Below are 12,650 nucleotides of genomic sequence, written 5' to 3' on the forward strand. Positions count from 1 at the left end.
AACCAACACGAAATCTAATAAAACTACACAAAAACGCAAAAAAGACTTGAAAAAATCCTCAAATGTTGTAATTTTACTACATTATATTTCTTTGAGGGTATTAAAATGAAAAAGATTGCAATTAATGGTTTTGGCCGTATTGGTCGATTAGTTTTCCGAGCCGCTGCAGAGCGTGACAATCTTGAAGTCGTAGCAATAAACGATTTGATCGATATTGACTATATGGCATACATGTTAAAATACGATTCAACTCATGGCCGTTTTAAAGGCACGGTTGAAGTTCAAGACAATACGTTAATTGTAAATGGTAAGAAAATTCGAGTTACTGCTGAGCGCAACCCTGAAGAATTAAAGTGGGATGAAATGGGCGCAGAAGTTGTCGTTGAATCTACTGGCTTATTTTTAACCGACGAAACTGCCCGTAAACATATTATCGCCGGAGCTAAAAAAGTTATTATGTCAGCCCCATCGAAAGATGCCACGCCGATGTTTGTTGCTGGTGTTAACTTTGAGCAATATAACGGCGAAGACGTTGTTTCTAATGCTTCATGTACGACTAACTGTTTAGCCCCTCTTGCAAAAGTGATTGATGATAACTTTGGTATTGAAAACGGTTTAATGACCACAGTTCATGCCACAACCTCAACGCAAAAGACCGTTGACTCTCCAAGCGCTAAAGACTGGCGCGGTGGCCGTGGTGCGAGTCAAAACATCATTCCATCTTCAACCGGTGCAGCAAAAGCGGTTGGCCGTGTTATCCCACAATTGAATGGCAAATTAACCGGCATGGCATTCCGTGTACCTACGGCCAACGTTTCTGTTGTTGATTTAACCGTTAACCTGAAAACAGCAGCGACCTACGATGAAATATGTGCCAAGGTGAAAGAAGCCGCTGAAGGCGAAATGAAAGGGATTTTGGACTATACCGAAGACCAGTTAGTTTCTAACGACTTTATTGGCGAAACTTGTACCAGCGTATTTGATGCAAAAGCCGGTATTGCGATGACTGATAAATTTGTCAAACTTGTTTCTTGGTATGACAATGAAATGGGTTATTCAAACAAAGTGCTAGACTTGGCAGAACATATTTTCGCTTTTGAAGCAGCAGCTCAGATAAAAAAGTTTAAAGCAGTAAGTTAATTCCTCCAGGAATTAAAAAAAACACCCCCGGATTTATCAGGGGGTGTTTTTTTAATTAAATTTGCTTGTCCGGCAAATTATAATGCGCTGTAAACCGAGCAAACGGTTAACAGTCACGCTTTTTCCCAGCGAAAATCACTGATATTTATTATTGTTACGGCGATTCCGTTACTACCGGTAGATCGCCGGCAGATTGAGCAATGACAAATAAACACATCCGAAATATTAGAGGTTATTTCGAAAGCCACTGCTTCACAATTACATTCACCTGTTACCATAACCTGTTCCAAATATTGGAGCCTTAAATACCCGCTAAATTACTGCCTGACACCTTACTAAGAAGCATAAAATTTTTAAGGACATCAGTCCGTATTGAAAAAACCTGTTAATCGTACTATTTCCAAACATTAACATTTTCTGAATCATTAAAGTCTTGTCTTTGTGGGTTAACGACGCAAAACCGGTGACCAGTAGGGGCTTCCATCACTACCCAGCGTTCAAACACTTCTACTATTTTTGCGCCAATACTTCTTAAACGTTCAACCTCTGCTTCAATATCATCAGTTTCAATATCGAGGTGAACTCTACTTTCATGGTCTGTTTTTTGAATTAATATATGTGGCTGATCATTTGGCGACTTAAGGTGTGAATATTTCGATGACCATTCTTCATGAGAACGGACACATTCTAAGCCCAAAGCCTGCTCCCAAAAAGTATTTGCGTCTTCAATATTATCAACTTTACTATCTATAACTAATGCGGCTAATCTACTCTTATGCACAGAATCTCCTTGTAAACAAACTACGGCAAAGCCACCGGTTTTGTGTCCGTTCTTTATTGTCTTGTTAAGGCTACTAGGCAACGTCCCAGCGAAAAAGGCCCTTAATATCACAATTGGCGCCCAAACGTTGGTAAAACTTGATCGCTCCAAAATTGTCTTGTTCCACCTCCCAGCGAATACGACTAGCGCCTTTAGCTAAACAGACGTCTTTGGCTTTCAACATCAAGGCTTCGCCTATTTGCTTGCCTCTGAATTTTTCCCATACGAATACATCATCAATATTCATATAGGTTGAACCAAGCCAGATAGAATAATTCCAGGTATAAGAACAATATCCGGCGACTTCGCCTTCAGCCTCTGCGAGTAGTACACCAAATGTTGGTTTATCAGCAAATCCAGAATCGATCAATTCATCTTTATTCGTTACTACGTATTGCTCTTGATTATGGTGTTTTGCAATAGCAATAATCAAATCATATACAATATCGATATCCGATATTGTCGCTTCTCTTACATTTACCATTGAAATCTCCGAGTAGGTTTAACGCCCATTTAAGGGGCTGATAATAGATTGCTGGAATGTATAGCTAAGCGAAATCGAGCAAACGGTTAGCAGTCTCGTGTTAATTATTACAGTTCGTTTCTGCCATCGAAGCTTACGATATTAAGTTCACCCGGCTCAAGATTGCTGACACAACCTAAATTAACACGATACTTACCGGGCTCGTAGGATGTGTCATGAAAAGGGTATATACCACAGGTTTTGCAAAAGTAGTGATTTACATCATGATCACCCCAATGATAGGTAGAGAGGTTTTCATAGCCTTTTAGTACCTGGAACTCACTTGGAGCAAAAGTTTGTTTAGACATAATTGCATTCTTTCTTATGCAGATGGAACAATTGCATTGTAGTGCTGTATTTATTTCCTCACTTTCAAATTCAAATTGAATCGCTTCACAGTGACAGCTACCTTTGTATTTCATTTTTAATCCTGTTAATAACAAAGCAAACAACACTGTAATTACATACAGTTAAAATGTAAAGCAAAATTTCAGCAATGGCTAACGGCTCATACTATGTGGCAAATAATATTGGCATGTGTTTTTGCAAAAGCCGTGACAGTGTAATTTGTTCGATTGAGCAACTTATAGGTTTTTCTTTGTATCACTCAACTCTTTAATAGCAAACTCTTTGTTAATTATTTTATCTAAAAGCACTATGGTACTTAACATTACCAATAGGAATTTTACCGCTCAACACTAAGGCTTGAAAATACTCTGCTGGCACACCTTTAAGGATTAACTGGCTATACGCTTTAAAGCCAAACTTATTATAATATTCAGGCTCACCGAGAAGCACGCAGCCATGTGCATTTAACTGGCGAATAGCATCCAAACCCGAAAGTATTAATTTGCTTCCAACACCTTGATTTTGATATTCAGGCTTTACTGACACCGGAGCCAAACCATACCATTGAATGAATTCATTGTTTATTTTTACTTTTGAAAAAGCAATATGACCAACAACCACACCATTAACTTCTGCAACTAAAGAAACGCTCAAATCATTATCAGCACGTAACCGAGCGACTATTTCATCTTCGGTTGAGTTGCTGTGAGGGTGATTTTTAAAGGCTTCAATAGTAATTTTTTTAATATCATTAATGTCATCTATACATTCTGGTCGAACATTTATCACTTGATTCATCATTAGCCTCTGAAGACATGGTTAACGTCACATTAAACGGCTTAAACTGAGCAACGGTAAGTAGTCCCGCATGAGTTATTTTCATCGGTTTAAGTCACTGGTTTAATGGTATTTTTAACTATCTTGTAAATGAAGAGCTATCTTTTTTTTACATCTAATCACTATATTTATTTTTTCGTCTTCCGACTTGTCCATCCAACCAGCAATCTCTGATGCAGACCTATAGCACCCCATACAAATATCATTTTCATCTAGGTCGCATCGACCTACGCAAGGGGTAATTACATTTTTACTATTTCCGATAAACATTTTAGTCCTGTTGAATTGCTTGTTATCTTCTCACTTCTTTCACAAATACTAGATAACCTTATACTGCAAACGCCTACTAAGAGGCAAATAATATTGGCATGTACTTTTGTTCTTTTTGCAAAAACCATGACGATGTTATCTGTGCTATTGAGTAACATAGGTAAGGATTACTGCAAAAGTAAACACATCTTTTATTAATATTTTTAGTAAGTTAGCAGCAATTTTAGGGATTATCAAACGATAGTGCACTCTGGGGAAATGAGCATTGAAATATATAGACGTTGTGCAAGCGATTAACTTTATCCATTGTTAAATAATCGTATAAACAGCAGGTTAGCTTTTTAACTCTCATATTCAAACTAATAATTAGATAATGTAAATGAAAAGGTGACCTAATTCAGCGAACTAGACCACCTTTATAAATGAGATAGTGGCTAGGCAAATTGCTTGCTGGCAGCGACTGCTTTTTTGGTGATCTCAGTAATTTGAGCCCAATCTTTGTCAGCAACGACACTGTCAGGTACTAACCATGAACCGCCGATACAACTTACGTTACCCAGGCTTAAGTAATTGCCCATATTTGATTCGTTGATACCACCCGTTGGGCAAAAACGAATATTAGGAAACGGACCCGAAATAGATTTGATCGATTTTGCCCCGCCAACGGCTTCTGCCGGGAAGAATTTAAAATGATCAAAACCAGCATCGATACCTGTCATTAATTCAGAAATTGAAGCAATCCCCGGAATTAACGGAATAGAAGATTGCTTAGCTGCGGCTAATAACTCTTTGGTTAACCCCGGGCTAATGGCAAATTTTGCCCCCGCATCAATCGATTGTTGTAACGTTTCAGGATTGATCACGGTACCTGAACCAATCATAGCTTCTGGTACGTTGGTGGCAATCTCTTTAATCACGGCTAAGGCATTAGCCGTTCTTAACGTTACTTCTAACACGCTGATACCGCCTGCGATTAACGCTTTGGCAATAGGTACAGCATCCTCAACGTTTTCAATGACAAGTACCGGGACTATGTTGCCCAATGCAAAGATTTCTTCTGGCTGAGTTTGCCAAGTATTAGTTAACGACATAATGCCTCATTACTATTTTGTTGAATAAGATAAGCACTGGCTCCTAAAAGCCCTGGTTGTGCTTCGGTAATTACATAAGTTGGAATTGCGGAATTTATTGCGGTAAAGCGATTTTTAGCGACAAAACGGGCTCTAAATTCACTATGTTTTAAACATTCGATAAAACGTGGCACTATGCCTCCGGCAATATAAACACCACCAGCAGCCAGCGTGGTTAATGCAAGATTTCCGGCAAAACTGCCCAAGATTTTACAAAATTGATTCAGTGTTTCTACACACACGTCACACGAGCTATCTATCGCTTTTGCGGTAATGTCTTTGGCGTGATAAGCCTGAGATCCTATTCCTTTGATTGAACATAGCGCTTGATAAATTTGTTCGATACCCAGGCCAGATAGCACTTGCTCATAAGAAACCCGAGAGTATTTGTGCTGTAAGAAGCGTAAAATTTCTACTTCGGTATTATCTACCGCGGCAAAGTCTACGTGACCCCCTTCACCGCCAATACTGATCCATTGGTCGTTAGCCCAAATGACATTGGCAACACCTAAACCCGTGCCCGGACCACAAATCGCAATGGGTTTTTGCGGAACAGCTTCACCACCACCAATTTTCACTTTTTGCGCATTGGATAATTTCGGTACTGCCCAGGCAATCGCGGTGTAGTCGTTGATTAAATACAAACGATTTAAGTTCAAATCTGCTTTCAGTTCAGACTGGGAAAATTGCCATGGTAAATTTGTCATGTTGATCAAATCTTGTTCAACGGGACAAGCAATGGCCAGACAGGCATTTACTCGAGTACTGTCGATAGCATTTTTACTAAAATAAATTTCTAAAACGGCTTTTAAACTTTCAAATTCATTACATTGAAAAAGTTCAATATCGTTAACGCTGTCATCTGCGCCAACAACACCTATTCTTAAGTTAGTGCCGCCAATATCGGCGACAACATTGATCACATCGATAGACATTTAACTATTGTCCTTAACAAACAGTGAACAAGCACCCGTTTCTGCGTCACTTAAATTGTTGCGCATAAAACCAAACAGTTCTCGGCCGATACCTGAATGCTCATGCTGAGCTGTAAATGCGGCAGGTTGTCGTTGTGCTAATTCTTGTTCGTCTACCAACAAGGTTAATTCACCCGTTTGACCATCAATATTGATCATATCACCGGTTTGCACTTTCGCAATTAAACCGCCATCCAGCGCTTCAGGCACTAAGTGAATTGCCGCAGGCACTTTACCGGAAGCCCCTGACATCCGGCCGTCAGTCACTAAGGCCACTTTAAAGCCTTTATCTTGCAACACACCAAGTGGTGGCGTTAATTTATGACACTCAGGCATACCACGTGCTTTAGGTCCCTGGAAACGAACCACAGCAACGAAATCTTTATCTAACTCACCGGCATGGAAGGCTTTGTCTAAATCGTGTTGATCTTCAAACACCACGGCTGGCGCTTTAATGATCTCGGCTCCCGGGGCTAATGCCGACGTTTTCAATACCGAACGACCCAAGTTACCTTTCAGTACTTTCAGGCCGCCATCTTCTTTAAATGGTTCACCAGGAGCTGCGATAACCTCAATGTCGCCAGATTGCGTCGGTCCGTCTAACCACACTAACTTACCATCGACCATGGTTGGCACTTGCGTATATTTTTCAAGGCCTTGGCCACATATGGTATTCACGTCTTCATGGACTAAACCGGCATCGATTAAATCTCTAAACAATAACGCCATGCCACCCGCTTCCTGGAACTGATTGATATCAGCAAACCCATTCGGGTAAATACGCGTCATTAATGGCACCGCATCAGATAAATCGGCAAAGTCATCGTAATTGATGATTATGCCAGCGGCCTTGGCAAAGGCGATAATGTGCATGGTCAAGTTGGTTGAGCCACCCGTTGCCAACAGTGCAACAATGGCATTGACAATCGATTTTTCATCGATCATTTCGCCAACCGGCACATAATTGCCTGACTGTTGGGTTAACCGGGTTACTTGACGAGCAGCGGCTTTGGTTAATTCTTCGCGTAACTGGGTGTTTGGTGCCACAAAAGACGCACCCGGCAAGTGTAAACCCATCACTTCGACAACCAACTGGTTAGAGTTTGCCGTACCGAAAAATGTACAAGTGCCCGGGCTATGGTAAGAGGCCGACTCTGCTTCAAGCAGCTTGTCCTGGCCAACTTCGCCTTCAGCATATTGCTGACGAACTCGAGCTTTTTCTTTATTCGGTAGCCCTGATGGCATTGGCCCGGCCGGTACGAATACCGTAGGTAAATGACCAAAGGTCATGGTGGCAATTAATAATCCCGGGACAATTTTATCGCAAATGCCTAACATTAAGGTACCGTCGAACATGTTATGAGATAACGCCACTGCCGATGACATGGCAATTACATCGCGGCTCATCAGGCTCAGATCCATACCTGGTTGACCTTGCGTAACACCATCACACATTGCCGGTACACCGCCAGCAAACTGGGCAACGCCACCGGTTTCACGTACCGCATCTTTAATGATTTGTGGGTACGTTTCGTATGGCTGATGGGCAGAAAGCATATCGTTATAAGCAGAAACAATCGCCACATCACTATGGTTTAGCTGCTTAAGAATAGATTTATCTTCTTTGCCACAAGCAGCAAAGCCATGAGCAAGGTTGCCACAAGATAAAACCGATCGATGTACTTTTGATGATTTTGCTTGGTTAATTTTATCCAGGTACTGACTACGCGAGTCTTTACTGCGAGCAATTATGCGTTCAGTTACTGCTTGAATTTGAGGTTTTATCATTAGTTATTCCGCCCAGAAAATTTCACAGGTTTTATCCTGATGGTGTAAGAAAGCACGAATAGGCATTTCTATGGCATTGTCATTGGCAAGTGCAGTTTGCAGCACTTGTTGCTTAGCATCGCCAACAACGTGTAAATAAAGGTGAGCTGCTTTGATCAACGCCGAAAAGTTGAAAGTCACTCGTTCATAAGGTGCTGTTGTGGGAACCGTTTTCATTAAACAAGGCGCATTAGTAGCATCTAACCCCTGCTCTACTTGCTCAGAGCAAGGAAAAATTGAAGCGGTGTGACCGTCTTCACCCATACCTAAAATAACCACATCTAACGGCATAAATTGTTGCGCTTGTTTGTTAAGAGTATTTAAGTAGTCTGTTGTTAATTGCTCAGCTTGTTTCAGTGAGAAAAACCTTGCCTTAACGGCATTGTTTTTTAACAGGTTTTCTCTAAGCAAGCGATCGTTTGAATCCTGACTATCGGTATCCACCCAGCGATCGTCTACCAAAGTAATGGTGACTTTTGACCAGTCCAGAGTCATATTCGACAAATGGGTAAACAAGCCTTTTGGTGTGCTACCACCAGAAAATGCAATACTGGCATAACCTTTCAGCGATATAGCATCGCATAGCTGCTGAGCAATTTGTTTGGCAAAAGCCAAATCGAGCTCGTCTCGTGAGCTAAAAGTATTTTGCTTGATCATTATTCGTCCCACTCTCTGTCGTCGCGAGCAATTAACGAAATCGATGATACCGGGCCCCAGCTACCGCTGGCATAGCTTTTTGGCGCTTCGTTTGAATTTTCCCAGGCTGCCATGATGCTATCAACCCATTGCCATGACGCTTCTACTTCATCGCGACGAATGAACAAACCGGCATTACCATTGATCGCGCTTAAAATAAGACGTTCGTAGGCATCGATCACTCGAGACGCATCTTTTAGATCGGAAAAACTTAAATCGAGTTTGGTTTCTCTAATTTGCAGCTCTTTGGTGATACCAGGAACCTTATTCATCACCGTCAATTCAACCCCTTCATCAGGTTGTAACCGTATGGTCAGTTTATTGGCCGGTAATTGGGTAAAACTGCTATCAAAAATATTGTGCGGCTGGTGTTTAAAGTGGATCACTACTTCTGAGTGCTTACAGGCCATACGCTTACCGGTACGTAAGTAAAATGGTACACCAGCCCAGCGCCAGTTATCAATTTCAGCCTTGATGGCAACAAACGTTTCGGTGCTACTATTAACATTTGCCCCTTCTTCTTCCAAATAACCCGGAACCTTGTCGCCATTCATATGGCCTTTGGTATATTGGCCACGAACCGTTTTGTCCTGAATGTTACTGTGATCAATCTTGCGCAGTGCTTTAATGACCTTTAATTTTTCATCACGAATGTTTTCTGATGATAAATCTGTCGGTGGCTCCATCGCTAATAAGGATAAAATTTGCAATAAGTGGTTTTGTACCATATCGCGCATTTGCCCTGTACCATCATAAAAACCCCAGCGGCCTTCGATACCAACACTCTCGGCGACGGTAATTTGTACATGATCGATACAAGTATGATCCCAGTTAGTACTAAACAAGGAGTTGGCAAAGCGCAATGAAAGCAGATTCAATACGGTTTCTTTACCGAGATAATGATCGATGCGGTAAATTTGTGATTCTTCAAAATGACGACTGACTAAATCATTGATGACTTTTGAAGACTCAAGATCGTTACCGATTGGCTTTTCCATGACGACACGGGCATATTCACTATTTAATTTATGGGCATTTAAGCCGTCGGCAATTAAACCGTATATGGATGGTGGCGTCGCTAAATAATATAAGGTGTAAACATCGCCTTTTAATACTTTGGCTAGGCTCTTAAACGCTTTTTGCTCAGCAAAGTCGAGTTTTACATAGCTAAAGTGGAGAATAAATTGCTCTACTTTCTCATCATTAATTTGTTCGCCAATAAAGGTATTCAGGCTCTCTTTAACAAAAGCTTGAAACGCTGCATCGTCAAATTCGATGCGGGCGACGCCAATAATTTTAACATCATCAACTAGTAGGTTTTCGTTATATAGATGATATAGGGCCGCAAATAATTTACGCTTTGACAAATCACCTGCCGCACCAAATAAAACAATTTGTTCGGCGGATTGTATAGTAGGTTGACTCATGGGTATTAATCTCTCAACACAATGAAAATAAATTACATTTAAGCTTAATTTATACTGATAATGGCCGAAGGTAAAGTACAATTTGTAATTTAATTACATCTTGCACCCCTTTAAATTTACGGGACGACCAAATAATTGTGTTCATTATAGACAATAAACTTACATAAATGCTAAAAATGCGTTAAAATAAAACACAAATATGAAATAAATTTACATAAATACTGTTTTATTGGCTAAAAATAATTTACAGTACTAGCAAATAAGATGAGGTCTGTTAATGAATATCATAGAAAAAATCAACAACGAATTCGATACATTCAGCAAATCTGAACGTAAAGTAGCGGAAGTGATCTTAGCTTCGCCAGCAACCGTCATTCATGCAAGTATTGCCTCTCTGGCAAAACAAGCAAACATCAGCGAACCTACGGTTAATCGCTTTTGCCGACGATTAGACACCAAAGGTTATCCAGACTTTAAGTTGCATTTAGCGCAGTCACTGGCAAACGGTACACCTTATGTGAATCGCCATGTTGACGAAAACGATACTGCCGAAGAGTACACCACTAAAATATTTGAATCGACCTTAGCCAATCTTGAAATGGCTCGTAAAAGTTTAGATACCAATATGATAAACCGTGCCGTTGATGTTTTAACCCAAGCAAATAAAATATCCTTCTTCGGTCTTGGCGCATCGGCAGTGGTTGCCCATGACGCACAAAACAAATTTTTCCGCTTCAATGTTCCTGTGATCTACTTCGATGATGTTTTAATGCAACGAATGAGTAGCATTAACAGTACTCAGGGCGATGTTGTGGTTTTATTCTCTCACACCGGTAGAACGAAACCGTTAGTAGAAGTAGCCCATATTGCTCGCGAAAACGACGCCATTGTTATCGGTGTTACCGATGCCAACACTCCGCTTGCGAAGGAATGTAATATCGTATTATCGCCAACCGTTGCCGAAGATACCGATCTTTATATGCCAATGGCATCCCGAATAGCACAACTGACTTTGGTAGATATACTGGCCACCGGCTTTACATTACGCCGTGGTTCTAAATTTAGAGACAACCTGAAGAAAGTTAAAGACAGTTTACGTAGCTCACGTTTTGAGCGTAAAGAATAATTCATTCACCCAATAAGGTACCCTTTCATGCCTAGAAGAACGAAGATAGTTGCAACCCTTGGTCCAGCAACTGATGACATTAATGTTTTAAGAGAAGTTATTGCTGCCGGTGTTAACGTAGTACGACTTAATTTTTCGCACGGTGTTGCGCAAGACCATATCGACAGAGCCGCCAATGTTCGTAAAATTGCCAAAGAGCTGAATACTTACGTTGCCATTTTGGGTGATCTACAAGGTCCTAAAATTCGAATTTCAACCTTTAAAGATGGCCCTATCGCTCTGGAAATTGGCGATGCATTCATTTTAGATGCCGAATTAGCCAAAGGTGAAGGTAGCCAAACCAGCGTTGGTATCGATTATAAAGCCTTACCAAATGATGTTAATACTGGCGATGTCTTACTATTAGACGATGGCCGAGTGCAATTACGCGTTGAATCCATTGTTGGTCAGCAAGTTCATACTATTACCACTGTTGGTGGCCCGTTATCGAACAATAAAGGTATTAACCGTCAAGGCGGTGGTTTATCTGCTGCAGCGCTAACCGACAAAGATAAGGAAGACATTAAGCTTGCAGCAAAACTTGATGCCGATTTTCTTGCGGTTTCTTTCCCTCGTGATGCCGCCGATATGCGTGAAGCTCGCTTACTTGCTCAAGAAGCTAAGTGTAATGCCCGTCTGGTTTCTAAAATTGAACGTGCTGAAGCGGTTAATGATAATAACGTGTTGGATGAGATCATTTTAGCCTCTGATGTTGTTATGGTTGCCCGTGGCGATTTAGGGGTAGAAATTGGCGATGCTGAGCTTGTTGGTAAACAAAAACATATTATTGCCCGCTCTCGTCAATTAAACCGTGTGGTTATTACTGCGACGCAAATGATGGAAACTATGATCACTCAACCTATGCCGACTCGTGCAGAAGTGATGGATGTGGCCAATGCGGTATTAGATGGTACCGATGCGGTAATGCTAAGTGCAGAAACCGCTGCCGGTAAATATCCGGTAGAAACCGTAAAAGCGATGGCACAAGTGTGTATCGGCGCAGAAAAACAACGCTCAGCGCATATCTCAGGTCATAGACTGGAAAAAACATTTGAAGGTATTTCTGAGACAGTAGCCCTGTCAGCAATGTATGCCGCTAACCACTTAAAAGGTGTTAAAGCCATTGTGTCATTGACCGAATCTGGCATGACCTCTAAAATCATGTCACGCATCACCTCAGGTTTACCAATTTACTCTTTATCGCGTCATGTTAAAACCTTGAATAAATCGGCAATATATCGTGGTGTTTATCCGGTACAATTTGATTCAACAACATCAACCGAAAAAGATTTGTCTAAAGATGTGTTAGAAACCGTTCTAGCCTCAGAAATCAGCGAATTTAATGACGGTGATTTAGTTATCTTCACCCATGGTGATACCATGGAAACCGTTGGCGCCAGCAATACCATCAAAATCTTAACGATTAAAAAATAAATTGCAGTAAAAAGCCACTGCAATTATCTAAAGCCAGCGTAAAGCTGGCTTTTTAATTT

The 12,650-nt window shown here is 40.9% G+C and carries 14 protein-coding genes; 3 read left to right on the forward strand and 11 right to left on the reverse strand.

Annotated elements, in window-relative coordinates:
* Positions 1–105: 105 nt before the first annotated feature.
* On the forward strand, positions 106–1,140 hold the full coding sequence (gene gap / locus ND16A_RS11365) for a type I glyceraldehyde-3-phosphate dehydrogenase (protein ID WP_052073003.1): 1,035 nt from the start codon (positions 106–108) through the stop codon (positions 1,138–1,140).
* Between the two features lie 113 nt (positions 1,141–1,253).
* Here the strand turns inward: gap and ND16A_RS21850 are convergent, their stop codons facing one another.
* The 11 genes from ND16A_RS21850 to zwf all read right to left on the reverse strand — a co-directional run bounded on the left by ND16A_RS21850 (position 1,254) and on the right by zwf (position 9,992).
* Positions 1,254–1,418, reverse strand: coding sequence for a GFA family protein (locus ND16A_RS21850; RefSeq protein ID WP_152593844.1), 165 nt, complete (start codon positions 1,416–1,418; stop codon positions 1,254–1,256).
* 116 nt (positions 1,419–1,534) lie between these two features.
* Complete coding sequence (locus tag ND16A_RS11360) at positions 1,535–1,921, reverse strand: VOC family protein (protein WP_033077192.1); 387 nt, start codon at positions 1,919–1,921, stop codon at positions 1,535–1,537.
* 73 nt (positions 1,922–1,994) lie between these two features.
* Positions 1,995–2,444 carry a GNAT family N-acetyltransferase gene (locus ND16A_RS11355; RefSeq protein WP_033077193.1) on the reverse strand — a complete coding sequence of 150 codons (450 nt, stop codon included), beginning with the start codon at positions 2,442–2,444 and terminating at the stop codon, positions 1,995–1,997.
* A 107-nt stretch (positions 2,445–2,551) separates the two neighbouring features.
* On the reverse strand, positions 2,552–2,905 hold the full coding sequence (locus ND16A_RS11350) for a GFA family protein (RefSeq protein ID WP_033077194.1): 354 nt from the start codon (positions 2,903–2,905) through the stop codon (positions 2,552–2,554).
* 220 nt (positions 2,906–3,125) lie between these two features.
* The gene (locus ND16A_RS11345; protein ID WP_033077195.1) at positions 3,126–3,632 is read right to left on the reverse strand and encodes a GNAT family N-acetyltransferase; all 507 of its coding nucleotides are present in this window, start codon (positions 3,630–3,632) and stop codon (positions 3,126–3,128) included.
* 111 nt (positions 3,633–3,743) lie between these two features.
* Entirely contained in the window at positions 3,744–3,938 is a 195-nt protein-coding gene (locus ND16A_RS21855; RefSeq protein ID WP_033077196.1) for a DUF1289 domain-containing protein, read from the reverse strand.
* A gap of 434 nt (positions 3,939–4,372) precedes the next feature.
* Positions 4,373–5,029 carry a bifunctional 4-hydroxy-2-oxoglutarate aldolase/2-dehydro-3-deoxy-phosphogluconate aldolase gene (locus ND16A_RS11335; RefSeq protein WP_033077197.1) on the reverse strand — a complete coding sequence of 219 codons (657 nt, stop codon included), beginning with the start codon at positions 5,027–5,029 and terminating at the stop codon, positions 4,373–4,375.
* A complete protein-coding gene (locus ND16A_RS11330) occupies positions 5,020–6,003 on the reverse strand; it encodes a glucokinase (protein WP_033077198.1) in 984 nt (327 codons plus the stop codon). Before ND16A_RS11330 ends, ND16A_RS11335 begins: the two co-directional genes overlap by 10 nt.
* Positions 6,004–7,827: a phosphogluconate dehydratase gene (gene edd, locus ND16A_RS11325; RefSeq protein ID WP_033077261.1), complete on the reverse strand. Its 1,824-nt coding sequence runs from the start codon at positions 7,825–7,827 to the stop codon at positions 6,004–6,006.
* Positions 7,828–7,833: 6 nt separating this feature from the next.
* Positions 7,834–8,526: a 6-phosphogluconolactonase gene (pgl, locus tag ND16A_RS11320; protein ID WP_052073004.1), complete on the reverse strand. Its 693-nt coding sequence runs from the start codon at positions 8,524–8,526 to the stop codon at positions 7,834–7,836.
* Entirely contained in the window at positions 8,526–9,992 is a 1,467-nt protein-coding gene (gene zwf / locus ND16A_RS11315) for a glucose-6-phosphate dehydrogenase (protein ID WP_033077263.1), read from the reverse strand. Before zwf ends, pgl begins: the two co-directional genes overlap by 1 nt.
* 277 nt (positions 9,993–10,269) lie before the next feature.
* Here zwf and ND16A_RS11310 point away from each other — a divergent pair, with 277 nt between their 5' ends.
* The gene (locus ND16A_RS11310; RefSeq protein ID WP_033077199.1) at positions 10,270–11,118 is read left to right on the forward strand and encodes a MurR/RpiR family transcriptional regulator; all 849 of its coding nucleotides are present in this window, start codon (positions 10,270–10,272) and stop codon (positions 11,116–11,118) included.
* Positions 11,119–11,145: 27 nt separating this feature from the next.
* Complete coding sequence (pyk, locus tag ND16A_RS11305; RefSeq protein ID WP_033077200.1) at positions 11,146–12,591, forward strand: pyruvate kinase; 1,446 nt, start codon at positions 11,146–11,148, stop codon at positions 12,589–12,591.
* Positions 12,592–12,650: the final 59 nt, after the last annotated feature.

This window comes from Thalassotalea sp. ND16A (assembly GCF_000764205.1).
Lineage (GTDB): Bacteria > Pseudomonadota > Gammaproteobacteria > Enterobacterales > Alteromonadaceae > Thalassotalea_A.